The sequence below is a fragment of the Streptomyces sp. NPDC046712 genome, from assembly GCF_040645695.1.
Lineage (GTDB): Bacteria > Actinomycetota > Actinomycetes > Streptomycetales > Streptomycetaceae > Streptomyces.
In genome coordinates this window covers 101,993-126,452 of record NZ_JBEYYW010000018.1, presented here as the reverse complement: position 1 = coordinate 126,452, position 24,460 = coordinate 101,993, and the positions used below count along the sequence as shown (strand labels likewise).

Sequence of the window (24,460 nt, the reverse complement as noted above, 5' to 3'; positions counted from 1 at the left end):
CCCCCTCGGTCAGCAGCGACGCTCCGGCACGTGGTCGACCAGAGCGGACAGCAGACCTTCGAGCACCTCGCGCTGATCGACGGTCAATGGAGCAAGGATGTCCTCTGCGGCCGCCCGACGGGCGCTTCGCAACGCGCGCAGCGTGGCGCGTCCCGAGTCGGTGAGCTCGATCCGGACCACCCGGCGGTTCGTCGGATCGGCGACGCGGCGCACCCGGCCCGCGGCCTCCAGACCGTCCACGAGGCTGGTCACGGCCCGGGGGACGACCTCCAGCCGCTCGGCGAGATCCGCCATGCGGGGCGGACCGTCGTAGTGCGCGACGGTGCGCAGCAGCCGGGACTGCGCGGGGGTGATGCCGACCGGCTCCAGGTACTGCTTCTGGCTGCGCTGCAGGCGCCGGGTGAGGCGCAGGAGCTGCTCGGCGAGGAGGCCGTCGGCATCGGGGGAGTTCATGGGGAGACAATATCAGGACCTGGTTCATTGTGAGTATAGGTAACAATGAGCTATGCTCTGATCGATTTGGCTGTTCTCACCCCTCGTAGGAGCCCATGCGTCCCCATGAAGAGTCCGACTGGACACCTCCACCGCGCGATCCCGCGCAGCCGAAGGAGCCCGCGCAGATGCGGCGCATCCTGCGGCTCTTCCGTCCCTACCGCGGCCGTCTCGCCGTCGTCGGCGTGCTCGTCGGCGCGTCGTCCCTGGTGTCGGTGGCCTCGCCGTTCCTGCTCAAGGAGATCCTCGACACCGCCATTCCGCAGGGCCGCACCGGGCTGCTCAGCCTGCTCGCCCTCGGCATGATCGTCACGGCCGTGATGACGAGCGTCTTCGGCGTGCTCCAGACCCTCATCTCCACCACGGTCGGCCAGCGGGTGATGCACGACCTGCGCACCGCGGTCTACGCCCAGCTGCAGCGGATGCCGCTCGCATTCTTCACGCGCACGCGCACGGGCGAGGTCCAGTCCCGGATCGCCAACGACATCGGCGGGATGCAGGCGACGGTCACCTCGACCGCCACCTCCCTCGTCTCCAACCTCACCGCGGTCGTCGCCACCGTCGTCGCCATGCTCGCCCTCGACTGGCGGCTCACCCTCGTCTCGCTGGTCCTCCTCCCGGTCTTCGTCTGGATCAGCCGCCGTGTCGGCCGCGAGCGCAAGAAGATCACCACGCAGCGCCAGAAGCAGATGGCTGCCATGGCCGCGACTGTCACCGAATCCCTCTCCGTCAGCGGCATCCTGCTCGGCCGGACCATGGGCCGGGCCGATTCGCTCACCACCTCCTTCGCCCAGGAGTCCGAGCGCCTCGTCGACCTCGAAGTGCGCTCCTCCATGGCCGGACGGTGGCGGATGTCCACCATCGGCATCGTCATGGCGGCCATGCCCGCGCTGATCTACTGGGCCGCGGGTCTCGCCCTCCAGGCGGGCGGTCCCGCGATATCGCTCGGCACCCTGGTCGCCTTCGTCTCGCTCCAGCAGGGCCTGTTCCGGCCCGCCGTGAGCCTGCTCTCCACGGGCGTCCAGATCCAGACGTCCCTCGCCCTCTTCCAGCGGATCTTCGAGTACCTCGACCTCCCCGTCGACATCACCGAGTCCGCGGACCCCGTCCGGCTGGAGAAGATCAGCGGCGAGGTGGCGTTCGAGAACGTCGACTTCCACTACGACCGCGAGGCACCCGGCCGGGCGACGCTCGACTCCATCGACCTGACGGTCCCGGCCGGCGGCAGCCTCGCCGTCGTCGGGCCCACCGGCTCCGGCAAGTCCACGCTCAGCTATCTGGTGCCTCGGCTCTACGACGTGACCGCCGGACGGGTGCTGCTCGACGGCGTCGACGTCCGCGACCTGGACTTCGACACCCTCGCCCGGGCCGTCGGCGTCGTCTCCCAGGAGACGTACCTCTTCCACGCCTCCGTCGGCGACAACCTGCGCTTCGCCAAGCCCGACGCCACGGACGAGGAGATCGAGGCCGCGGCCCGCGCCGCCCAGATCCACGACCACATCGCCTCGCTCCCCGAGGGCTACGACACCCTCGTCGGCGAGCGCGGCTACCGCTTCTCCGGCGGCGAGAAGCAGCGCCTCGCGATCGCCCGCACCATCCTGCGCGACCCGCCCGTCCTCATCCTCGACGAGGCGACCAGCGCACTGGACACCCGTACGGAGCACGCCGTGCAGCAGGCCATCGACGCGCTCTCCGCCGGCCGCACCACCATCACCATCGCCCACCGGCTCTCCACCGTGAGGGATGCCGACCAGATCGTGGTCCTCGAAGCCGGCCGGATCGCCGAACGCGGCACGCACGAGGAGCTCCTCGCACGGGACGGCCGGTACGCGGCCCTGGTGCGCCGCGACGAACACACGAACGCGGGAGCGGTTGTTCCCCAGAACGTGTGATCGTTCCGGTATTCGTTGCCCAGCCCCCTTGTGACGGCTGATGATTACGGTGCGCAAGCGACGGGCTGCAGACCGCGACCGCGCACTGTCCCACAGATGCACCCTGCACAAGGAGAAAGCACCACCATGAACGTGATCACCAACCTGCTCGCCGGCGTCTTCCACTTCCTGGGCTGGCTCGTCTGACCCAGGTCCGTCCGGTACGCGCAGTGCACGGCGCCGTCGGTCCCCCGTCCCAGGGGGCCGGCGGCGCCGCCGCATGTGCGGGCTCCGCGGTTTCGCGGTCGGGCCGGGTTAGCGTGCGGCCATGACGCACCGGTCCTGGCAGCCCGAACGCCGTCGCCGCCGCACCCGGCTCACCCGCCGGGGAAAACTCGCGCTGGCCCTCGGCGTGGCCCTCGCCGTGGCGGCGGCGATCACCATCCCGCTGCTGCTGCTCGACGAGGACAAGCCCAAACCCGTCCCCGAGAAGCTGAAGACCCTGGTCATCCCGGAGGGCTGGCGGGCCGGCCAGGTGTACGCGGCCGTCGACCGCTCCCTCGGCCTCCCCGAAGGCACCACCCGCACAGCCGCGACCGCCCCGGCCACCGCCCTGAAACTGCCCACGGCCGCAGGGGGCAACCCCGAGGGCTACCTCTTCCCGGCGACGTACCCCGTGCCGCCCTCGAGCACCCCCCAGAGCCTGCTGCGCTACATGGTGGACACCGCGGGAAAGCGCTTCGACGCCGATCGCATCGGCGCGGGCGCCCAGCGCCACGGCCTGAGCGTGCACCAGACGGTGATCATCGCCAGCATCGTGCAGGCCGAGGCCGACACCGCCGAGGACATGGGCAAGGTCGCCCGGGTCGTCCACAACCGCCTCGCCCGGGGCATGGCCCTCCAGATGGACTCGACGCTCAACTACGCGCTCAACCGTTCCACCGTGGACACCACCCACGAGGACACCAGGATCGACAGCCCGTACAACACCTACGAACGCACGGGGCTGCCGCCCACCCCGATCGGGAACCCGGGCGAGCAGGCGATGACGGCGTCGATCGAACCGGCGAAGGGCGACTGGCTGTACTTCGTGACCGTACGGCCGGGGGACACCCGCTTCACCGCCGACTACGCCGAACACCAGGCGAACGTGGCCGAGTTCAACGCGAACCGGCGCGAGGCGCGAGCGGAGTGAGGTGAGCGTCCAGCCGGCCGGACGCTGAGGGAGGGCTGAGGACGCCGACCAGCTCGGGCGGCCTCCCGGGCTCTGGCCGCCTCCCGACCCGGGCCGCCTGCCGGCTCACGACGTCGGCCGGCTCAGGACGCACGCCGGCTCAGCTGCTCGCCACCGGCTCCGGCTCCCGCGTCGTTTCCGGCTCCCGTTCCAGAAGGCGGCGGATGTCGGTGACGGCCGCGCGCCCGGCCCGGTTGGCGCCGATCGTGGAGGCCGAAGGGCCGTACCCGACCAGATGGACGCGTTCGTCGCGTACGGCGCGCGTCCCCTCCACCTGGATGCCGCCGCCCGGCTCGCGAAGCCTGAGCGGGGCCAGGTGGTCGATCGCGGCACGGAAGCCGGTCGCCCAGAGGATCACGTCCGCGTCCACGGTCCGGCCGTCGGCCCAGGCCACCCCGGTCGGGGTGATGCGGTCGAACATGGGGTTGCGGTCGAGGACGCCCCGCTCCCGCGCGCTCCTGATCGCGTCGCTGAGCGGGAGACCGGTGACGGAGACGACACTCTGCGGCGGCAGTCCCCGCCGTACGCGCTCCTCGACCATGGCGACGGCCGCCCGGCCCTCCATCTCGCCGAACGGGCCCTCGCGGTAGACGGGCTCGCGCCTGGTCACCCAGGTCGTCTCCGCCGCGACCTCGGCGATCTCCATCAGATGCTGGGTTCCGGAGGCACCACCGCCGACCACGATCACCCGCTGACCCGCGAACTCCTCGGGGCCGGGGTAGTTCGCGGTGTGCAGCTGGCGGCCGCGGAACGTCTCCTGGCCCTGGTAGCGGGGCCAGAACGGACGGTCCCACGTACCGGTCGCGTTGATCAGCGCCCGGGTCGCGTACGTCCCCTCCGAGGTCTCGACGAGCAGTCGCCCACCCTCGCCTTCACGGACGGCGCTCACCTCCACAGGCCGGTGGACGCGCAGGTCGAAGCGCTGCTCGTACGCGGTGAAGTACGCGCCGATCACCTCGGAGGAGGGCCGGTGGTCGTCGGCGCCGGTCAGCTCCATCCCGGGCAGGGCGTGCATCCCGTGGACCTTGCCGTAGGTCAGGGAGGGCCAGCGGAACTGCCAGGCGCCGCCGGGGCGCGGGGCGTGGTCGAGGACGACGAAGTCCCGGTCCGGCTCCAGGCCGGTACGGCGCAGGTGGTAGGCGGCGGAGAGCCCCGCCTGGCCGGCACCGATGACGACGACGTCCACATCTCGTACCCCGAAATCGTTCACGATTCCACTAACCAGGGTGGGGTCCGAGATCTTCCCGGCCCCCACCTCACACCCTCACACGGGTCGGCGGCTACCGTCCGCCGCCCGCGACCAGGAGCGGGGCCCCGCCGGGCGCGGAGGCCGGACGTCCGTTCGCCGCCGGCACGCCGAGCAGCGGCGAGGCGGGAATCCTCGGCAGCAGCCCGCGCGCCGCGAGCTCCGGTGTGACTCCTTCCCCGAACCAGTACGCCTCCTCCAGATGCGGGTACCCGGACAGCACGAAGTGCTCCACGCCCAGATCGTGGTACTCCTCGATCCGGTCGGCGACCGCCGCGTGGCTGCCCACCAGCGCGGTGCCGGCCCCGCCCCGTACGAGCCCCACGCCCGCCCACAGGTTCGGCGCGATCTCCAGCTTGTCGCGCTCCAGCGAACCGCCGCCGTGCAGCGCCAGCATCCGCTGCTGACCGACCGACTCGCTCCTGCCGAGCGTGGCCTGGGCCGCGGCGATCGTCGCCGGATCCAGATCGGCGAGCAGCCGGTCCGCGGCGGCCCATGCCTCGCGCGAGGAGTCCCGCGAGATCGTGTGCAGCCGGATGCCGAACCGCACCTCACGCCCGCGCTCCTCGGCGAGCCGCCGGATCCAGTCGATCTTCTCCTTGACCTGCCACGGCGGCTCGCCCCACGTCAGATACACATCCGCGTGCTCGGCCGCGACCGGCCCGGCCGCCGCCGACGAACCGCCGAAGAAGATCTCCGGCAGCGGGTCCGGCGGCAGCGCGGTGAGCCCGCCCTCCACCTGGTAGTGCGTGCCGTCGAAGTCGTACGGCTGCCCGCTCCACACGCCCCGGACCACCTTCAGGAACTCGGCCGTCCGCTCGTAGCGCCGGTCGTGGTCCAGATGGTCGCCGAAGCGGCGCTGCTCCACCGAATCGCCGCCGGTCACCACGTTGAGCAGCAACCGCCCACGGGTGATCCGCTGGTACGTGGCCGCCATCTGCGCCGCGAGGACGGGCGAGATCACCCCGGGGCGGAACGCCACGAGGAACTTCAGCCGCTCGGTGTGCTGGGCGAGCGCCACCGTCGTCAGCCAGGCGTCCTCGCACCAGGTGCCGGTGGGCGTCAGCACGGCCTCGAAGCCCAACTGCTCGGCCGCCTTGGCGATCTGTGTCAGGTACTCGATGTCGGGAGCGCGTACCCCCGTCACGGTCCCGGACCGGGTGATGCCGCCGTCGGTGTAGGCGTGCCGGTCGACGAGCGTGCGGCCGTCACCGCCGGTCGGCAGGAACCAGTGCAGATGGACGGTCATCAGGAGGAGCCCTTTCCGTAGCTGCGCGCCGGGGTGGTGGACGGCGGCAGGTTCTTGTTGAACCGGGTGTCGACGTAGTCGGCGAAGCTGAACGTCCGCGGGATCAGCTTCAGTTCGGCGAAGGTGTCGGCGATCCGCTGCTCGGACGCGATCGCCTCCTTGTCGATCGCGACCGGGACCCGTGTGCCGTTGCTGCGCTTCACCGCGGCGAGCGCGACCTCGTACGGCAGTCCGGTCTCCTTCGCCCAGACCTTCGCCCAGGCGTCGGGGTGCTTGTAGACCCAGTCCTGCGCGCGGCGCAGCCGCTCGATGTAGTCGCCGATCGCCGCCGCCTTCTCCTTGTCGGCGAGCGCGGTGGGCGCGGCGACCTGGAAACCGAGACCGTTGACCACGCCCCGGCCGTCGGTGAGCACACGGGCCTTTCCGCCGGCGAGGACCTGCGAGGTGTACGGATCCCAGACCGCCCAGGCGTCGACCTTCCCGCTGGTGAACGCGGCCAGCGCGTCGGCGGGCTGGAGCAGGCTGACCTTGATGTCGGCGAGCGAGAGTCCGGCGCGCTTCAGCGAGGCGATCAACTGGAAGTGGGCGGAGCTTCCCTGGGCGACGGCGACGGTCCGGCCCTTCAGGTCCTCGGGCTTGCGCAGCGGGGAGTCCTTGGCGACGAGGATCGCCTCGCCGGCCGGGTCGCCGTGCGTCGCCGCGACCACGGTGATCTTCGAGTCGGCGCCGGCGGCGAAGACGGGCGGTGTGTTGCCGACGGCACCGATGTCGACGGCCTTGGCATTCACGGCCTCGAGGAGCGGTGGGCCCGACGTGAAGGTCGACCACTTGATGCGGTACGACAGGTCGTCGAGCTCACCCGCGGCGCGCAGGACGGCCTCCGCGCCGCCCTTCTGGTCGCCGACGTTCAGAACGAGCGAGCCCTTGCCGTCGGCCTCGTCGGCCACGGAGGTCGAGGAGCAGGCGGAGGCGAGCAACGCCAGGGGAAGCAGGAGGACGGCGGGCAGGAGAGAACGCTTCATGGGGTCGGGGTCTCCGTGTCAGGCGGCGTGGTGGACGGCGGGAAGGCCTTCTTCGACGCCGAGTTCGGCGAGAAGGCGGGAGCGCAGCGCGGCGAAGCCGGGGTCACCGGGGGAGCGGGGACGGTCGAGATCGACGGCGGTGTCGTACGCGATGACTCCGTCGCGCATCACCAGCGCCCGGTCGGCGAGCAGCAGTGCCTCGTCGACGTCGTGCGTGACGAGCAGCACCGCGCAGCCGCGTCGCTGCCACAACTCGGCGACCAGGCGTTGCGCCTTGATCCGGGTGAGTGCGTCGAGCGCCCCGAACGGTTCGTCGAGCAGCAGAAGGTCGGGTTCCCGTACGAGTGCACGGGCGAGCGACGCCCGCTGGGCCTCGCCTCCGGAGAGCGTCTTGGGCCACGCCCCGGACCGGTGACCGAGTCCGACCTCCTCCAGCGCGCGCTCGGCGACGGCCCGTTCGGGCCTGCCCGGCAGCCCGAGGAGGACATTGCGCCACACCCGCTTCCAGGGCACGAGACGGGGTGCCTGGAAGGCGACGGCCCGGCGCCTGGGGACGAGGACGGTACCGGAGATGTCCCGGTCGAGCCCGGCCAGGACCCGCAGTAGGGTCGACTTGCCGCAACCGCTGTGCCCGAGGAGCGCGGTGAACTCCCCGGCTCGGAGGGTCAGATCGAGGTGATCGATGACCGGGCGCCCGTCGAAGGAACGGGACAGGCCCTGGATGGTCACTGCCCGGTGAAGGTCGGTCGCCATTGCAGCAGCAGCCTTTCGAGAGTGCGGACGACGGCGTCGGCGAGCAGGCCGAGGAAGGCATAGACGACGAGGCAGACGACGATGACGTCGGTACGGAAGAACTCCCGCGCCTGGTTCATGAGGAAGCCGATGCCGGCGTCGGCGTTGATGGACTCGCCGAAGACGAGCGCGAGCCAGGCGGTCGCGAGCGAGTACCGCAGTCCGGTCATCGCGCCCGGCAGGGCCCCGGGCAGCACCACATGCCGCACGAGCCCCCAGCGGCCGAGCCCCAACGACTCGCCCGCCTCCACGAGTTGTGCGTCGACGCCACGGATCCCGGCGTACACGTTCAGGTACAGATGGAAGGCGACACCCAGCGCGATCAGCGCCACCTTCGGCGCCTCGCCGATCCCCAGCCAGATGATGAACAACGGAATGAGTCCCACCCAGGGAACGGTCCGCAGCATCTGCACGGTCGCGTCGACGAGATCCTCGCCGAGCCGCGAGAGCCCGGACACCAGCGCGAGCGACACGCCGATCGCACCGCCCAACAACAGGCCGACGGCGACGCGTTGGAGCGACACCCCCATGGCGTTCGGCAGCGTGCCGTCGGCGACGAGCTCCCCGCCCGCGCGGGCGATCGTCCCGGGCGAGGCGAGCACGTCGGCGGGCAGCACACCGGCGGAACTGAGTACCTGCCAGACGACGAGCAGAAGCACCGGCCCGACGGCCCGGCGCAGCCAGCGGGGCACGGAGGGCCGCCGGGAACCGACTCCGGAGGCTGGAGTAATCTCCTCAAGCTCTGAAACAGGGGATATGTCCGGCAAGGATTCGGGCGGGGCGTGGTCGACCGTCATGAAGGGGCTCCGGGAGAGGGGAGAAGGTACGCCTCAGCGACCGTGGGCGCGCCGAGGGCACGCGAACACGGGTGTCAGCGCATGAAGATCAGGGTGTGAGAGGGCGTCAGCAGCCGCGAGGACACGCGGCGGAGGCCACCCGCAGCAGGTCGATGTGACCGCGCGTGGTGAGCAGGGCTGTACGCAACATGGCGTGAACGTAGCGACTCGTTCCGGTGCCGGTCAACGGTGTCTCGGAGCGTGGACGCGCAATCCCGCGGTACGAACGGCAGGATGCCCCCATGGCATTCACCACCACGGTCCTCACCCTCACCACCGGCACCACCGAGACGGTCACCGACCTGACCTCGGCCTGCACCGACTTCCTCGGCCGAGCGGCCCAGGGCGGTGACGGCCTCCTCAACCTCTTCGTCCCCCATGCCACGGCGGGTCTGGCGATCCTGGAGACGGGCGCGGGCAGCGACACCGACCTCCTGTCCGCCCTCCACCACCTCCTCCCGGCCGACGACCGCTGGCAACACCGCCACGGCTCCCCGGGCCACGGCCGCGACCACGTTCTCCCAGCCCTGGTCCCGCCGCACGCGACGGTGCCGGTGATCGGGGGTCGACTGGAACTGGGCACCTGGCAGTCGATCTGCCTGGTGGACACGAACAGGGACAACCCGGAGCGTCAGGTGCGGCTGTCGTTCCTCGGGTAGCGGTCAGATGTGCGGGCGGGTGCCGCGTCTGGGGCGGCTCCTTCAGACGCGCGCTCGTCGCCGAGCGGCCTGGTCGCTCGCGAGGAGCGCCTCCTTGATGAGGCGGACACCCCGGGCCAGGCGGCTCAGCTGCTCCAGTTCGACGGCGTACAGCCTGATCGTGTTCTCGATCGTGGGGTCGGACACGCCCAGTGTGGGCAGCTCCGCACGGCAGGTCTGCATCGCCACCCGCACCGCACGGATCTCGTGCTCGACCTGCAGCTGGGCGTGCCGGGCCAGGAGAACGGGATGGCGCGTGAGGGTGGTGTAGCCGCCGTACCGGGCCGGCAGGAGGTCCCGCAGCCAGCGGACAGCTGTGCTTTCCCAATCGCGGTGGCCGGGGGCCGTGACCGAGTACGGCCAGTCGGTGCTGACCGGAGGACGGTGATGGGACATCGTTGTCGCCTTAGGGAGGAGCCTGTGCGGAGGGGTGCGGCCGGCTCCAGGTAGTAAATATATATACCGTCGAGTATGCAAGAGCATGAAAAAATTCATGTGACTCGGGGTGCGGACCGGGGTCCGATGTCCTGCCGCCGGGTCCACAGGAATGGCTTCAGTCAGGTGTCCAGCGCGTCGGCGTACAGCGCGAACAGGCGCAGTCCGGGGGTGCCGGCGGTCGTCCGGGTCTCGCGGAGGCGTCTCCAACAGTCGGCTGTCAGGCGGCGGGCGTGGCTGCCCGGCCAAGGGGCGGGCAGGAGTTCGGGCGGCAGCAGGGGGTCGGGGGTCATCGCCGCGGTGAAGTGGGCGGCGAGTTCGATGGCTGTGGTGAGCTGCTCGGCGTCCGACGGCTTGGGTCCTCGGGTGAGCCGAGTGAGGAGGGATTCGGCGAAGGCCGCGAGCCGTTGGTGTCGGGCGGCGATCTCGTCCAGTGGCCACAGAGCGGCCGCCAGGGCTTGGGGGTCGGTGGTGTTTCCGATCCGCAGGTCGGTGGTGGTGAGGCAGGTGAGGGTGTCGAGGACGCCAAGGTGGTGGGCCTGGGTTTCGACGAGTTCTGTGACGGAGTTGGCGGTGACGTACAGGCCGCTCTGGATGGGTGCGGCGCCGAGGTGGAGGAGGTTCTCGCGCAGGGTGTCGCGGGCGGCGCGACGGGATTCGGGGATGGCGAAGCCGAACAGGTGCCATGTGCCGTCCCACGGGGCGAGTCCAGCGTCCTGCCGGTAGGCGTGGCGGACGTAGGCGGCGTCTGGTGCCAGGGCTCCGGTGACATCCGCGACGGCGCGGAGGGTGGCTTTGCGTCCGCGGCCTTCCTGGGTGAATCGGCCCTCGTCGGCGAGGCGTTTGACGCACAGCCGTACCTGCTGGTCGGACATGCCCAGGAGGCCGGCGACGGTGTAGAGCTCGCTTGCGTCGACGGTGCCGTCCTCGCGGACGAGGGCGTGCACGAGTAGCCGGGTGGGGATTTCCGGCACGTCGGTCCCGCCGTCGGCGTGGTCGGTGGCGCTGCTGTTCATCGTGCCTCCTTGGCGCCCTGCGCGTCTGCTTCGGTGACCTGGCGGTGCATGGTCGTGACGGCGCCGAAGCCCATCAAGCCGCGCAGGTAGGGGGTCTGCTCGGTGCGGACGGCGGTGAAGCCGTGCCGTTCGTACAGTGCCTTGGCGCGGGGGTTGACGTCGATGACGTCCAGCCGGATCCGCCGGCAGCCGTGGTCGGCGGCGAGCGCCGCGATTTCCCGCAGGAGGAGGCTGCCGATGCCGGTTCCGCGGTGCGCCGCCTCCACGGCGATGCCGTCCATGAGCAGTTCACCCTCGCCGGGTGCCCGCTCGAACAGGGCGAGGACCGCCAGCCGTGGCAGGCCGCGGAACAGGCCGTAGGTCGACAGCACGTCCTTCACGCCGCCGCCGGTGAGCGCGCGGCCACCGAGCCGGTAGCCGGCCACGCCGACCACCCGGCCCCCTGTGAGCGCGGTGACACCCCGGTCGTGTTGCAAGTGGGCCGCGATGAACGCACGCCCCACGTCGGGTGGGTTGAGCGCCGGGGCGAGCTTGCGGCCGAATGCCTCCCAGTACAGCGCCGCCACCTGCTCCTCGCTGCCGTGGGGCACACCCCGTCGCACGGCTGGTCCCCCGCTTCCCGCCGTGTGGGCCATTCCCGCTGTCGTTTCCACGCCGCCCCTTCCGTCTGTCGAATCACCTTGCACGATCGAGTGTAATACGCTCACTCTCGATACGAGCGTTTTTGCCGCGATCGATTTGGGGGCCACAGGTATGTTCGCGAAGGGTCGTGCACCGGGGCGGCGCAGATGGCGGTGGGCGGTGGGGGCACTGGCCGGAGTGATGCTGGTGACTGCCGGACTCGCTTGGGTGGTGGTGTGGCAGAACACCTACGCGCTGCGCGAGGAGAAGGTGTCGCTGCGGCACGACGGAAAGCTGCTCGAGGGGGTGCTGGCCCGGCCCGAGGTGGGTGGCGGGCCGTTCGGCCTGGTCGTCTTCGTCCACGGCGACGGGCCGGTCGACGCGACGCACGAAACGTTCTACCGGCCGCTGTGGGAGTCCTTCGCCCGGGCCGGGTATGCCTCGTTGTCGTTGAGCAAGCCCGGGGTCGGCGGCTCCGAGGGCGACTGGCTGGAGCAGAGCATGGCGGACCGGGCGGAGGAAACCCTGGCCGCAGTGGCCTGGGCCCGTGGCCGCCCGGACATCGACGGCCGTCGCATCGGCCTGTGGGGAGCGAGCCAGGCGGGCTGGGTCCTGCCCAAGGTCGCCGCAGAGGACCGGCATCTGCAGTTCGTCGTCGCCGTCTCCCCGGCCGTCAACTGGCTGCAGCAGGGGCGCTACAACCTTCTCGCCGAACTGCGCCGGGACGGCGCCGGCGCCGAGGAGCGGGACGCGGCGCTGCGCAGGCGGGAGACCACCCTGGGCCTGCTGGAACGCGGGGCGTCCTTTGCCGAATACCGCGCCGCGGTCGGCGACGTGGGCGGTATGACGGCGGCGCGGTGGTCGTTCATCGCCAGGAACTACCGGTCGGATGCGACCGCGGACCTGCGCGCCATGCGCGGTACGCCGGTCCTGCTGGTGCTGGCCGGCCATGACGTCAACGTCGACGTCGCCGACACGGAAGCCGTCTACCGCAGGACCCTTCCGGCGGCGTCCCTGACGGTGGTGCACTATCCCGACGCCGCCCATTCCCTGGTGGACCACGAGGTGGAGAGCTCGCGGTGGCGCCTGACGCTGACCGCGGTCCTCGCACCGAGGAAGCTGTACACCGCCGGGTTCCTGGCCGATCAAGCACGGATGCTTCAGCAACTGGGTTCCGGAAAGGGGGCGGCATGACCAGTGCCATCGGAGCCACTATCAGTGGTGGCAGCCAAGTTGGCCGTCCCAGGAAGCTCAGCCGCACTGACGCTCCGGGTTGTTCTTGTTCGTGTCCACCAACCTCCGCTGAAACAACCCCGAGCGTATGGCGAGGGACAGGATCCGGCCCCGCCGGTCCGGGGACGGTTCTCCAGTTGCAGGTGGTCTCGGGGACGCGGGCGGTTGGCGCAGGCGCAAGCCGCGCCATGCGGCTGATCGAGGGTCTCGGGTACGACGGACGAGGGCGGCGACGCCCCCCCGGAACACTTTGAGGTCCTGAGCGGATCCCCTTTCTCGTGAACGTGCGAAGCGCTCGGGTGAATGCTGCAATGGAGGCAATGCTGCGTCCGGGCGTTCGGTCACGTCCGTCGAGAAGCGACGCAGGTGGGGGGGTGTGGTCAGGTTCCTCCCAGCTGTGCGTGGAGCAGACATGAGCGAAGATTTCGAGGACATGGGGCCGATCGACTATCTGGTCATCGAGTTCCCCGGCAACCGGATGACGGGCGAGGGCTTTCCTCTGCTCCTCGACCTGGTCGACAGAGGCATCGTCCGCATTCTCGATCTTCTGTTCGTTCGGAAGGACGCCGACGGCAGCGTCGTCGCTCTGGAACTGAGGGATCTGGATGCTGACGGCGACGTCGACCTGTCCGTGTTCGAGGGGTCCTCGTCCGGACTGCTCGGTCAGGACGACCTCGACGAGGCGGGGATGGCACTCGAGCCGGGCAATTCGGCCGGGATCCTGATCTACGAGAACCTCTGGGCCGCTCCCCTCGCGCGTGCCCTGCGGCGTGGCGGCGCGCAACTCGTGGCCGGCGGGCGCATCCCTGTGCAGGCGCTCCTTGCCTCGCTCGAAGCCGCGGAGGCGGCGGAGGGCGGCAGATCCGCCGCTTGACGCCCCCGTCCGACTGAGGAAGCCGATCCACTAGAAAGCGGCCAAGGAGGACCGACATGCCAGGACTTCTTCGAGGGGTGGCGCGCACCGCGGTGGTCGCCGGGACGGCGACCGCGGTCTCCAACAGGGTCTCGCGGCGCCAGGCGGGCCGTTGGGCCGAGCAGGACGCGGTGCAGGCCGAACGGTACGCACCGGCGCCGGCACAAGCACCGGCACCCGCGCCTGCCGCACCGGGCGACGACATGAACAGCAAGATCGCTCAGCTCAAGGAGCTCGGACAGCTGAAGGAACAGGGCGTGCTGACCGAGGAGGAGTTCGCGGCCCAGAAGAGCAGGATCCTCGCCCTCTGACCGCTTGCCGCGGTCGATGCGCACATCGAGAAGGTGGGTTGTCGCTCGGGGTGTTCGGTAGGTCGGGTAGAGCCGAAGGAGAGTCTCATGTCCAGTAACGTCCGAGGCGCCGAGGGAGGCGACACCCGGCACGACCCCGCACACGGCGGCACAGCCGTCGGGGGATGGGTGGTGTTCGCCGCGGTGCTGATGATTTTCGTCGGCTTCATGACCCTCTTCCAAGGCATCGCAGCCATTGCCAAGGACGACGTGTTCGTCAGCACGCGCAACTACGTCTACCAGTTCAGCCTGACCGGTTGGGGCTGGGTCCACCTGATCCTGGGCATCGTCATGGTGCTCGCGGGTTTCGCCCTGTTCAAGGGAGCCTTGTGGGCGCGCATGATCGGTGTCGCGCTGGCAGGTCTCGGCATGATCGCGAACTTCATGTGGCTGCCGTACTACCCGTTCTGGGCCCTTCTGCTGATCGCGATCGACGTCATCGTCATCTGGGCGCTGTGCGCGGCACCACGCGTCTCGCACGGACACTGACCGCACCGCGGGCTGCACGAGTTGCGGGGGTCGGCTGATCGCGACCCCCGCTTCAACGCGCTCGACCGTCCCGCCGGTCGCTGAACGCGGGGATGTGCGGACCCTGCGGCAGAAGCTGGGTGACGACGAACGACACGGCAACGGCCAGCACCACGAGCGCCACTGTTTCCACGTTGCCCAGCAGGAGTACGACCAGGATGACGCTGCTCACCGGCAGCCGCAGGGCCGCGGTCAGCGAGGCCGCCATCCCCACCGCCATCGCCGGCACCAGCCCCAGGCCGGGCAGCGGGGCCAACAGGACACCGGCCGCCCCACCCAGGAACAGAGCGGGGAAGACCGGGCCACCGCGCAAGCTGCCCAGACACAGCGCGTACGCCAGCCCTTTGAAGGCCAGCACCGCGATGAGGGCGCCCACCGACCAGGCGTGCGGGTCCTTCGCCAGGTCGGACAGAGTGGCCTCGCCGGAAAGGGCCGCATCGGCCGGCGAACGACCGGTGGTGACGGCGAAAAGGGTGACGCAGACCGCCGCGCCCAACGCGCACAGAACGGTGTTCCGCACCGGCCGGTTCGCCACGAAACCGGCGGCGAACCGGCCGCCCACGAAGGTCCAGTGGACGAAGAACGCGAGGGCCGGCGCCAGCAGCAGCACCCACAGCACGTCCCCCCAGTCGAGAGGCGGCGGCGTGGGCAGGCCGATGTCCAGGGTTCCCGTCTCCAAGCCCGTCCAGTGGACGAACCCGGTGAAGATCAGGCCTCCCACCCCGCTGGCCAGCAGGGCCGGCAGCATCACCGCGAACAGCTGCGGCCCGCCCACCCCGGCCACCTCCATCAGCAGCACGGCGCCCACCAACGGATTGCCGAAGAGCGCGGAGATGGCCGCCGCCGCCCCGGCCGCAGCGAGCAGTGCCGTGCTCGCTTCGGTCTGCGGCGCCCGGTTCAGGCCCGCGAAGAACAGCGCCAACCCGCCGCCGAGGGCGATCAGCGGTGCCTCCGGGCCCAGCACGACGCCGAGCGGCAGACCGACCAGCGCAGCGATCACGACACCGGGCAGCGCCTCCTTCGTGACCCCGCCCGAGTGCAGCCCGCCCGCCGGAATGTGCCCGCCCCGGCCGGGAAGGCGTGCGACCACCAGACCGACGACGAGGCCGGCCACCGGCAGCAGCGCGAGCCCCCACCACCAGGGGGCCTGCTTCCACCCCAGGTCCTTGGGCCAGTCCGTCCAGAGCAGCTGCTCCAGCTGGTGGAGCGCCACGAGGAACCAGAATGCGATGAGCGCCACCGGAATCCCGATGAGCCCGCAGAACACCAGTGCCCTGCGGTACTCCGGTCGGCGCAGCATGGCCCGCAGCAGGTCGGCTTCCTGAGGCTGACTTCCCGGCGCAGCCGCGGAGCGGCCCTGCGATGCGGTTCCGGCTATGGGGTCCTCCTTGGCTCGGCGCCACGCCGGGCGGCCGGGTCGGCCGGACGTGGGGTGGCGGTATCGATGGATATGCGGGCGTACATACCATGTGGACGACACTGTTAAGCCTGCTGCCGTCGGCGACCGGTTCGCCGGTCGAACCCATCGCCGCTCCCGCGAGACCCCGCTGGGACGGGGTCAGGACGTCAGTTGGTAGATGCTCCTGCCCACCAGGAACAACCCCGCCGCCAAGGCGACGACCACGAGGGCCTGGTCCGTGTGCGTCTGGAGCCACGTGCGCAGTTTCCCGAGGCGCGCGCGGGCCGAGTCGGGTGCGAACGTCGCGTAGAGCTCCATCGCCAGCAGACTGCTCGTGGCGAGGACGCAGTACGCGAACAGAGCCACGTAGGAGGAGGTGTGGGACAGGTCGGCGCCCACCACCGTCGCCGCGCCGGCCGCCACGAGCCCCCACGGCTGGAGCATCGGAGCCAGTGCCGCCGCGGTCCATACGGAGATCCGGTCGAGCCGTGCCATCATCCCGACGGAGGACCTGTGCCGGTGGCCGGTTCGCTTGCGGGCCTTGTGCCGGTGCCAGCCGTACACGACCAGCCCCACGCCGATGGCGAGCTTGACGGCGGACGAGGCGGTGGACGGAGGGGACTTGGGGGCCGGAGGCTTGCCACCCGTGGCAACCAGCACGATGGCCAGGACGGCCACGAAGCAGGCGAGCCAGGAGAGGATGAAGGCCAGGCCCTTCCAGGTACCGCCCGGCGCCGAGAGCACCAGGACGAACGCGGTCACCGACAGCGGGAACACCGCGATTCCCAACCCGATGACCACCAGGTCAAGCACCATGGCAGCCCCCGCACAGCCCTGAGGGCACGGCCGCCGGGCCGCTCTCGCTCATGGCCTCATCCTCACCGCCCCACCGAAACGCCACAAATCCTCGAAGGCGGGGCCCGTCGGACCTGACGGCCCCGCAGCCCGCCTGTCCTGCCACCTTGTGCGTGCATGGTTCACCCGTACGGTCCTTGCCGCACTCGCGCCGCGAGCCGGGCGGTCGCACGGGCGGCACCCTGGCAGCATGCAGCCAGCGACAGGGGCCGGACGGCGCCGCGCCGACCGCAGGTCGCGCCGGGACCGGCGGCGCGAGCGGCGCCGGAAGTCCGGCGCCTCGCTGTGGTCCCGGGTGACAAGGCTGCGGACCCGGCTCGAGGCACGGTTTCCGCTGATCACGCATCTCATGTCGCACCTGATCTCGGTGAACGTACTCGACTCGGCGACGAGGTTGGCCGCCCAGACGTTCCTCACGGCGGTCCCTCTGCTGTTCGTGGTCGCGTCCATCGCCCCGCAGGGGCTGCGCGAGCAGTTCGTCAGCTCCGTGCACGCTCTCTTCGGTCTGACCGGGGGTGCGGAGTCCGAACTGAACAAGGCCCTCCTGGGCACCGGTGACCCCTCCGACGAGCTGCGGCAGACCACCGGTGCCGTCAGCGGGTTGATGGTGCTGATCTCGGCCACCGCGTGCAGCCGTGCCATGCAACGGCTGTGCGAGCGCGCCTGGAGCCTGCGGGGCGCGAGCGCGCGGGTGGCCGCCTGGCGCTGGGTCGCCTGGCTCGCGGCGTGGATGGTCATGATCGGATTGTCGGGGAGCCTGCACACCGGCTTCGGCCTCGGCCTGTGGCTGGGCCTGCCGCTGCTGTTGCTCACGGAAATCGGCATGTGGTGGTGGACGCAGCACCTGCTGCTGGCCGCGCGCGTGCCGTGGCCGGCGCTGTTGCCGGGCGCCCTGCTGACCGGAGCCGCCCTGAGCGTCCTCACCTCCACCGCGTCGCTGTACGTGCCCCGGGTCCTCAACCACAGCCTGGACAAGTACGGCTCGCTGGGCGCGGTCTTCACTCTGCTGTCCTGGCTCATCACCCTCTGCGTGGTCGTGACCCTGTGCGTCACCGCCGGTGCCGTGGTCGCTCGCGAACCCTGGGCGGCTCGCCGCCTGGGTACCCCCGAACCACCGGCCGACTCGTGATCCCTGCTCGTCGGCGCCGGCCGCGGAGGCCGCATGCTCGGCTCAGCCACGTGCCGACCACGCCCCCGAGCGGGGCACGGTCGGCACGTGGCGTCATCGATGGGTGGTCGCTTCGGTCGAACCGGCGGTCGTTACTGCGGGGAGCCGCCAGGGTCGGTCTGCGGACCGCGGGGGTCGTCCATCTCGATGTTGACCTCCCGCATCGTGATCCGTTGGACGCGGTCGCGCAGGGCATCGGACGAACCGAGCTGGGCGAGGAGGTTGTCCACGTCACCGTTCACGGCACCGTCCTCCGTGCGGTGGACCGCCGCGGCGGAAGGCGAGCCTTCCCCCGCCCCACTTGGGGCATCCGCTTCCTGGAGGCCGGCGTCCTCGATCATCGCGTCGATCGCCGGGTCGTCGGGGGAGAGCTGGACGCCCTCCTCCGTCTCGTCGGGCGCCACGGTCATGTCGGGGTCGAGTCGGTAGGTCATGCCACCGAAGGTGACGCCGTCGGCCGAGGCGGTGATGCGGATCGAGAGGGGACGGCCCACGTGCAGGACCTCGTCACGGGTGAAGTTCTGGCCGGGACTCAGGCTCACGGTGACCTGGCGCTCGGCGCCGGCCGCCAGACCGAAGGCGAACTGGGTGTCACTGTGACCGACCCGGATCCGCCAGCCTCGCTCGGCCAGGAACGGCGGAAGCTCGGTCTTGAGTGTGATGCGGGCTTCGCCGTTGAGCGGATTGCGCACCATGAAGCTGCGGTTCACGAATCCCGAGAGCAGCCCGCGAAGGCCGCCGCCGCCCGGCACCGGTGCGACGTTGCGCTGTGCGAGGTTGTTGTCGAACGGCACGAGGCGCCACTCCGCCGTGGGTCCGGCCGCGCAGGGGAAGAACGTGCCGGGGTCGATGTTGCTCAGGTCACCGGTGGCGCTGACCTCCATGAACATGCACTCGTGGCCGACCGTGGCCGGCTTCCAGTGGAAGGGGCCGACGACCGTGCTGCCGTTCGGCGGGATGCCACCGGGCACCGTGATCTGTGCCGTGACCATCGGCTTCCAGTCGCCCGGCCAGGAAAGGCCGACGCCCGGGTTGGCCGAATAGCCGCGCACCACCACGTTGTTGGCCGGCTTGGTGCCCCGGTTCCTGACGAGTACGTAGGCGTGGTTCACCCGTCCGACGACGGGTGTCTCATGCACTCCGCCGCCGCCTCCCGCGCTCGGCGTCAGCCGGTTCCAGATGTCCGTGCACTCCCAGTGCGACGGCTGGTACCCGTACTCGCCGTTGCGGCCGTCGTCGATGTAGACGTCGACGTCCGGCGGTGCGCCAGGCTTCGTCACGGGCGTCGAGGCACCGGGAGGCTGGTAGAGGCCCTGCTTCTCGAAGCTCCAGCGGACCACCTTGTGGAACGTACCGCCGCGGTAGCCCTCGAAGTTGGCGGTGCCGATGTCGGCGTTCATCAGGGCGGTCGCGAACACCTTGGGGTTCGGTGTGGGGGTCACGGGGCTGCTGGCCAGGGACCCGATCGCCTTGAAGATGAGGTACATGGTCTGGCGCGCCGCGAGTTTGCGACGGTTGACGTCCGCGGAGTCCCCGCCGAGCGACCGGTACAGACGGAAGTGCGTCGTCGACAGAATCTGCTCGCTCGAGTAGCTGCCGACGTCTTCCAGCCCGCCCCATCCCCACCCGGCGGACACCGCACGGCCGTGATTCCGGTCGGGCAGAACCCACGGGAAGGTCTGGAACCGGCGCACCGGGTCGGTTCTGAGTGAGGACTCCGGGTCCATGTACACCGCGGCCAGACTGTCACCGGCGCTGTGCGCGAAGCCGAAGTTCGGGGAATGGACGCTGTCCCAGAGGATCGTGTGGCCGAACTCGTGCAGGACGATGCGTCGGTCGGCGGCGATGCTGACCGCCGGGAACGGCGATCCGGCCAGGCCGAACACGAAGCCGCCGGAGCCGGTGCCGGCCGTGTTGCCGGGCGCCCGCGCGTTGATGTTGTCGCTGAAGCCGCAGGCGTCCACGGGCACCGGGAAGCGGGTCCCGTCGAAGTAGCTCGAGAGGTTGAAGCCCATCTCCTGCATGTGACGGAACAGCCAGTCGCAGTGGTGGTAGGCGTTCACCGCGGCGAACTCCCGTGCGGGCGCGTCGAAGAAGAAGTTGGCCGGCGGATTCGGCGCGTTGGGCGGGGCGGCGACCGGCAGAGACGTGTCCACGACCTCCACGAACGCGCCCCTGAGGTGTTGTGGGTCACCGTTGGTGAGACCCTCCAGGACCGCCGAGGAGCGGAAGGGGTTGAGGGCTGCCGCGGAGCCGGTCGCCGGTGCGGCCGGAGCGCCGGCCGTCAGAGGGTCGGTCCGGTAGATCAGGCCGGTGGCACAGGCCGTCAGCGCCCGCAGGTAGAGGACCGCTCCCGTGGTGGTTTCGACGAAGGCGCGCCAGTTGAGCAAGGAGTAATCCTCGACGGGCAGGGAGAACAGCACCTCGGTCACGCGGTAGTAGTGCTGCGGAGTGATGGCGTCGGGGACGGGTGGAAGCGGCAGCGTGGGCGGCGCCGCCGCCAGCTTCTCGGTCGGCGTGGTGCGGGTCTCCGGGTCGAGCCTCTGGTCCGGGTCGTACTGGTAGATCAGCTGCCGCGGAGTCGCGTTGACCGTCGGTGTGTCGCTGGTGCGCACGCCCAGCAGGGTGGTGAGCACTCCCGGAGTGAGGTCGCCCGGACCGTACTGCCCGCCGTGCAGCGATTCCTCCGGCAGCTCCACGTCCGTCCGGAACGAACTCTGGGACGCGGTGACCCGCATGGGTTCCGGCTGGATGCTGACGCTCACACCCGCTTCCCACACGGGAAGGTCGTCGTACTTCTGCTGGTAGGAGACGAGCGTGGTGCCCATGACCTCCTTTTCCTCCGCGAGTTCCAGGGTGCTGTGGCCGGGGGAGGGCGCTGCGGCGTTCCGTCGGTCCGTGAGGTATTCGCCGTTGCCCGGCAGCACGGCCTCGTCGATTCCGTAGACGGGCGCGACCTCCCGCAGATAACTCGCCGCGAGAATCTGTGCCGTCGCGGCCGGCGCCCCGGCGACGCCGCGCTCGGCGAGATCCCCGCCGTCGGGTGGCACCGCCACGAACGGCTGCTGGAAGTGTTCCAGTTGCCGCACCGCGCCGTTGTTCTCGTGGTGGACGTTCTCGGTGAGCTCGAATGTCATGGTGATTCCTTTTCGCTACCGGGTGGCGGTGAGCCAGGCCGCGGCGGTCGTGGCGCGGGCGAGGTCCGTCGCGTAATCCGCGTTGATCGTTCTGTCGGCGGGGAGGTGATAGTTCGGGTTGCGTTCCATGTTCGGCGCGAGGGGCCCGGGGCCGGGGAAGAGGTCCTCGGACACCAGGCACGCCGTGTACCCGTGGAGCTGGAAGCTGGTGTGGTCGCTGCGTTCCTCGCCCGGGTCGCGCCCGTTGCCGGCCCCCGGGTACATCTGGGGAGCGGGCAGGTTCGGCGAGATCTGCGAGGTCGCGGCGGCGATCAGCTTGGCGAGCTGGACCGAGCGGGCCTCCACGGTCGCGTCGGGCGTGAATCCGGCGTGCAGCTCGAAGGCCCGGGGCTGCTCGACGTCGTAGCCGATCATGTCCATCTGCAGGACGGCCACGATGTCCGTGCCGAGCTGCTTCTGGTCCCGCGCGTAGAAGAAACTACCCACGAGGCCGTGTTCCTCCGCATTGAAGAAGACGAAGCGGATCTCGCGGCGTGGGCTGTCGACTCCGGCACGCAGCGCCAGCATCGCCCTGACCGCGCACAGGACGCCGGCGACCCCGCTGCCGTCGTCGTCGGCGCCGGGGGCAGGGTCCACCTGTGAGCGGTATCCGGGCTGCCGTGCGGCCGTCGAGTCCATGTGCGCGGTCACCAGGACCACACCGTCGAGACCGGAGCCGGGGAGCGTCGCTTCCACGTTGTCGTAGGAGCGGCCCTCATGGACGAACCGGTGGGTCCGGACCGTCAGCAGGCCGGAGCCGGCGGAGGTGAGGTCGGCTACGAGGGTGCGGACCGCGGCGGCGTTGTCCGGGTGATGGATGTGACGGCTGCGGATGGTCACGGTCTCGGACGCCGGACGGGCGCCGGCGTACCGCTCCACCTCCCCGTTCACCTGTTCGGTGGTGATGTTGTCGGTGATGAGGTTCCGTTCCGTGGACGTCAGTTGTGTGTCGACCGCGTCGAACGTGTCGTGCTCGCGTGGTGCCCCGGGGGGCGCCGCCGCGGTCCGCGTGACACCGTTCGCGGCACCGTCCAGGAGCGCCGGGGTGGCCTGCAGCTTCAGGTTGTGGCCGTGCAGCGCGCCGTCGAAGTGGTAGCTCTCCACGGAACGCCCGGCGGGGATCGCGACGAACAGACCCTCCGGGGAGGAGGCGAGCACGCTGTGTGCCGAACCGTTGTCGGCGAAGCGGTCGAAGGCGTTCCCGTTCGGCGATCCGAAGCCGCTGTCGATCTGCCGGTCGTCGCGGAGCAGGTAGAGATCCGTGGTGAGCGGCTCGTTCTCCACACCCAGACGGTCGACGGGGAACCCGAGGTCGTCCAGCTTCAGCGCGGTCGCAGCATCCGCCACGGCGTACACCTCGGCCGAGTACGGGGCTTCGCGGCGCACCGAGCGGTACAGCGGAACCAGGGCCTGTTCCCTCAGCAGGGACTGCCAGTCCGATCCGTTCCCCTCCGCGCGTTTCGCTGTCGCCTCAGGGACGTGGATGCGCAGATAGTGCAGCGGCATGAGCTGGTCCAGCACGGCCGACGCGAGGCTGGGATGCGGGGCGACGAGAAAGCCCGCGAGCCGGGCGAAGGACCGCTCGGTGGCATCCTCGCCCACGAACAGCAGCCGAGGTCTCCCGTTTCCCCCGGAGTTCCGTGCCTCGGCGGCGCCCTGCTCGAAGAGGAGCGTGGAATTCTTCCGGCCGTAGAGAATCAGTTGCTGATCGAAGTGTGCCAGCAGGCCGGCCCGATTCAGCGCGGCATTGACGCGCTCCTCCGGAATGGTGCCCCGGTCGGAGAGGATTCCGAGCCGGGCGCCTTTCTCGCGGAGCTTCTCCAGTATGAGCGGGATGCCCGGATAGACCGTGAGGCTTTCGATATCTTGCTGGTCCACGGAGACTCGCACGGAGGCGAGCGTGTTTCCGATGTCCAAGAAGACGACATTTTCCAAGTTCTCAGCCATTGACGGATCCTCCTCGGCGCATGCAGGCTGCGTCGACGCGAAAAGATGAATTGGCCGATCGGCTTCGGTTCAGGACCCTGAAATCATCGACGCGATGGGGATTCGACGAGTGCGATGTTCTCCGTGCGTCTCCGTGCGCCGTTCACCTGAGCCGATTCCGATTGCTCACAGGGCGCTCACGACGCGGGCCTCTTCACATCATGGTGAGTGGGCAGTGCAGCCGCTGCAACTGGGCGGAAGATAGTTGATACCCGCTCGTTCAGCGGGGAAACGGTTGGTTTTTCAAGTAGATGATGACCCGTCAGGAACTCCGCGGCGGTGATATTTTTGAGTTGAAGCTTTTTCAGTGCTGCTGGTCCAAGGGTGAGGACGGCCGTGGCGATCGACGACATTCGATTCGGGGCGCACCGGGATCATCGGGAGACCCGGCGGCTGGTCGTCCTGCGGCACGCCAAGAGCGCGTGGCCCGAGGGTGTTCCCGACCATGACCGTCCCCTCGGACCGCGCGGCCTGCGCGACGCCCCCGCGGCCGGCCGCTGGCTGGCGGAGGCCGAGTGCCTGCCCGACCTCGTCCTGTGCTCCACCGCGCGGCGGGCCCGCTCGACATGGGAGCTGGCCGCCGCCGAAATGGACGGCACCCCGCCCACCCGCCACGACGGGCGCATCTACGCGGCCGACAGCCACCGCCTTCTCGACGTCGTACGCGAAGTGCCGGCCGATGTGTGGACCCTGCTGCTGATCGGCCACAATCCGGGCCTTCAGGACCTGATCACGCTGCTCGCCGGCGAGGCTGTCGGCGACTCACTGCAGCGCGCCGAGGCGAAGTTCCCCACCTCTGCCATCGCCGTGCTGACCCGGCATGGCACATGGTCCGGATTCGCGCCGGGCACCGCGCTCCTGACCGGCCTCGCCGTGCCACGCGGGCAGGGGTGAGCCGGCCCTGCGGGACGGCGTTCCGCCGGGTCTGCGGCGGCGATCCGCCGGCGGTACGCTCACTGTGAGCGCCGGCACCGGGCATGAGGAGCCCAACCATGCCAAAGGGTGCGCCCGCGGCTACGTACAGCGATCGGCCGGCGGCGCCGGGCGCGGCCGTCGAGGAGGTGGGCGATGGTCGGCAACACCATCGACTTCACCGAGGAACGGGCACCGTGCGGGTGCGTCGTCGACGGGCTGCGCTACCAGGAGGACGACACCGCGGGGCTGTTCATCGACAGGGTGATCTACGCATGCGGCTGCCGACAGGTCCGCCGCGAGTTCCACGACGGCAGCCTCCGCGTCAGGATCGTCCGCCACGACGGCACCGTCGTGCTGGACGAGAGCAGCGGCGAGCACGAGGCCTGACAGGCCACCCAGGAGCGCACACGCGCGCACGGCACAGC

Annotated in this window: 23 protein-coding genes; 10 read left to right on the top strand and 13 right to left on the bottom strand. The window is 70.2% G+C overall.

The window, feature by feature from the left end; all coding sequences use genetic code 11:
• Positions 1–9: 9 nt before the first annotated feature.
• The gene (locus tag ABZ939_RS23490; RefSeq protein ID WP_361858417.1) at positions 10–453 is read right to left on the bottom strand and encodes a MarR family transcriptional regulator; all 444 of its coding nucleotides are present in this window, start codon (positions 451–453) and stop codon (positions 10–12) included.
• Between the two features lie 95 nt (positions 454–548).
• Between ABZ939_RS23490 and ABZ939_RS23485 the strand changes: the two genes are divergently transcribed.
• Both ABZ939_RS23485 and mltG read left to right on the top strand, forming a co-directional pair.
• Positions 549–2,384: an ABC transporter ATP-binding protein gene (locus ABZ939_RS23485; RefSeq protein WP_361858414.1), complete on the top strand. Its 1,836-nt coding sequence runs from the start codon at positions 549–551 to the stop codon at positions 2,382–2,384.
• 307 nt (positions 2,385–2,691) lie between these two features.
• Positions 2,692–3,558 (top strand): endolytic transglycosylase MltG, encoded by an 867-nt coding sequence (gene mltG, locus ABZ939_RS23480; RefSeq protein ID WP_361858411.1) that lies wholly within the window; start codon positions 2,692–2,694, stop codon positions 3,556–3,558.
• 139 nt (positions 3,559–3,697) lie between these two features.
• Here mltG and ABZ939_RS23475 read toward each other — a convergent pair whose 3' ends face one another.
• The 5 genes from ABZ939_RS23475 to ABZ939_RS23455 all read right to left on the bottom strand — a co-directional run bounded on the left by ABZ939_RS23475 (position 3,698) and on the right by ABZ939_RS23455 (position 8,703).
• Positions 3,698–4,807, bottom strand: a complete 1,110-nt coding sequence (locus ABZ939_RS23475; RefSeq protein ID WP_361858408.1) for an NAD(P)-binding domain-containing protein — start codon at positions 4,805–4,807, stop codon at positions 3,698–3,700.
• A 70-nt stretch (positions 4,808–4,877) separates the two neighbouring features.
• Positions 4,878–6,092, bottom strand: a complete 1,215-nt coding sequence (locus tag ABZ939_RS23470) for an LLM class flavin-dependent oxidoreductase (protein WP_361858405.1) — start codon at positions 6,090–6,092, stop codon at positions 4,878–4,880.
• Entirely contained in the window at positions 6,092–7,114 is a 1,023-nt protein-coding gene (locus ABZ939_RS23465; protein ID WP_361858402.1) for an ABC transporter substrate-binding protein, read from the bottom strand. Before ABZ939_RS23465 ends, ABZ939_RS23470 begins: the two co-directional genes overlap by 1 nt.
• Positions 7,115–7,132: 18 nt before the next feature.
• Entirely contained in the window at positions 7,133–7,867 is a 735-nt protein-coding gene (locus ABZ939_RS23460) for an ABC transporter ATP-binding protein (RefSeq protein WP_361858399.1), read from the bottom strand.
• Positions 7,840–8,703, bottom strand: a complete 864-nt coding sequence (locus tag ABZ939_RS23455) for an ABC transporter permease (protein WP_361858396.1) — start codon at positions 8,701–8,703, stop codon at positions 7,840–7,842. The genes ABZ939_RS23460 and ABZ939_RS23455 overlap by 28 nt, the downstream gene beginning before the upstream one ends.
• Positions 8,704–8,984: 281 nt before the next feature.
• Between ABZ939_RS23455 and ABZ939_RS23450 the strand changes: the two genes are divergently transcribed.
• Positions 8,985–9,401, top strand: a complete 417-nt coding sequence (locus tag ABZ939_RS23450; RefSeq protein WP_361858393.1) for a YjbQ family protein — start codon at positions 8,985–8,987, stop codon at positions 9,399–9,401.
• Positions 9,402–9,443: 42 nt separating this feature from the next.
• On the opposite strand, the gene ABZ939_RS23445 is transcribed toward ABZ939_RS23450, so the two are convergent.
• The 3 genes from ABZ939_RS23445 to ABZ939_RS23435 form a co-directional block, all read right to left on the bottom strand.
• Positions 9,444–9,836 (bottom strand): hypothetical protein, encoded by a 393-nt coding sequence (locus ABZ939_RS23445; protein WP_361858391.1) that lies wholly within the window; start codon positions 9,834–9,836, stop codon positions 9,444–9,446.
• A 161-nt stretch (positions 9,837–9,997) separates the two neighbouring features.
• Positions 9,998–10,891, bottom strand: a complete 894-nt coding sequence (locus ABZ939_RS23440; RefSeq protein ID WP_361858389.1) for a PaaX family transcriptional regulator C-terminal domain-containing protein — start codon at positions 10,889–10,891, stop codon at positions 9,998–10,000.
• Positions 10,888–11,526, bottom strand: a complete 639-nt coding sequence (locus tag ABZ939_RS23435) for a GNAT family N-acetyltransferase (protein WP_361858575.1) — start codon at positions 11,524–11,526, stop codon at positions 10,888–10,890. The genes ABZ939_RS23440 and ABZ939_RS23435 overlap by 4 nt, the downstream gene beginning before the upstream one ends.
• A 187-nt stretch (positions 11,527–11,713) precedes the next feature.
• Here ABZ939_RS23435 and ABZ939_RS23430 point away from each other — a divergent pair, with 187 nt between their 5' ends.
• From ABZ939_RS23430 to ABZ939_RS23415, 4 genes are all read left to right on the top strand, one after another.
• Complete coding sequence (locus tag ABZ939_RS23430) at positions 11,714–12,706, top strand: CocE/NonD family hydrolase (RefSeq protein WP_361858387.1); 993 nt, start codon at positions 11,714–11,716, stop codon at positions 12,704–12,706.
• Positions 12,707–13,157: 451 nt separating this feature from the next.
• Positions 13,158–13,619, top strand: a complete 462-nt coding sequence (locus ABZ939_RS23425) for a DUF6325 family protein (protein ID WP_361858384.1) — start codon at positions 13,158–13,160, stop codon at positions 13,617–13,619.
• Between the two features lie 56 nt (positions 13,620–13,675).
• Positions 13,676–13,969, top strand: a complete 294-nt coding sequence (locus tag ABZ939_RS23420) for an SHOCT domain-containing protein (protein WP_361858381.1) — start codon at positions 13,676–13,678, stop codon at positions 13,967–13,969.
• Between the two features lie 189 nt (positions 13,970–14,158).
• Positions 14,159–14,497, top strand: coding sequence for a hypothetical protein (locus tag ABZ939_RS23415; protein ID WP_361858572.1), 339 nt, complete (start codon positions 14,159–14,161; stop codon positions 14,495–14,497).
• A 52-nt stretch (positions 14,498–14,549) separates the two neighbouring features.
• Here ABZ939_RS23415 and ABZ939_RS23410 read toward each other — a convergent pair whose 3' ends face one another.
• Both ABZ939_RS23410 and ABZ939_RS23405 read right to left on the bottom strand, forming a co-directional pair.
• Positions 14,550–15,836 (bottom strand): chloride channel protein, encoded by a 1,287-nt coding sequence (locus ABZ939_RS23410; RefSeq protein ID WP_361858378.1) that lies wholly within the window; start codon positions 15,834–15,836, stop codon positions 14,550–14,552.
• A 258-nt stretch (positions 15,837–16,094) separates the two neighbouring features.
• Complete coding sequence (locus tag ABZ939_RS23405) at positions 16,095–16,751, bottom strand: GAP family protein (RefSeq protein WP_361858375.1); 657 nt, start codon at positions 16,749–16,751, stop codon at positions 16,095–16,097.
• Between the two features lie 229 nt (positions 16,752–16,980).
• Here ABZ939_RS23405 and ABZ939_RS23400 point away from each other — a divergent pair, with 229 nt between their 5' ends.
• A complete protein-coding gene (locus ABZ939_RS23400) occupies positions 16,981–17,919 on the top strand; it encodes a YhjD/YihY/BrkB family envelope integrity protein (RefSeq protein ID WP_361858372.1) in 939 nt (312 codons plus the stop codon).
• Between the two features lie 131 nt (positions 17,920–18,050).
• On the opposite strand, the gene ABZ939_RS23395 is transcribed toward ABZ939_RS23400, so the two are convergent.
• A complete protein-coding gene (locus ABZ939_RS23395; protein ID WP_361858369.1) occupies positions 18,051–21,095 on the bottom strand; it encodes a hypothetical protein in 3,045 nt (1,014 codons plus the stop codon).
• Between the two features lie 15 nt (positions 21,096–21,110).
• Positions 21,111–23,081, bottom strand: coding sequence for a M28 family peptidase (locus ABZ939_RS23390; RefSeq protein ID WP_361858366.1), 1,971 nt, complete (start codon positions 23,079–23,081; stop codon positions 21,111–21,113).
• Between the two features lie 375 nt (positions 23,082–23,456).
• Between ABZ939_RS23390 and ABZ939_RS23385 the strand changes: the two genes are divergently transcribed.
• Positions 23,457–24,014, top strand: a complete 558-nt coding sequence (locus ABZ939_RS23385) for a histidine phosphatase family protein (protein WP_361858363.1) — start codon at positions 23,457–23,459, stop codon at positions 24,012–24,014.
• Positions 24,015–24,188: 174 nt separating this feature from the next.
• Positions 24,189–24,422 carry a hypothetical protein gene (locus ABZ939_RS23380; protein ID WP_361858361.1) on the top strand — a complete coding sequence of 78 codons (234 nt, stop codon included), beginning with the start codon at positions 24,189–24,191 and terminating at the stop codon, positions 24,420–24,422.
• Positions 24,423–24,460: the final 38 nt, after the last annotated feature.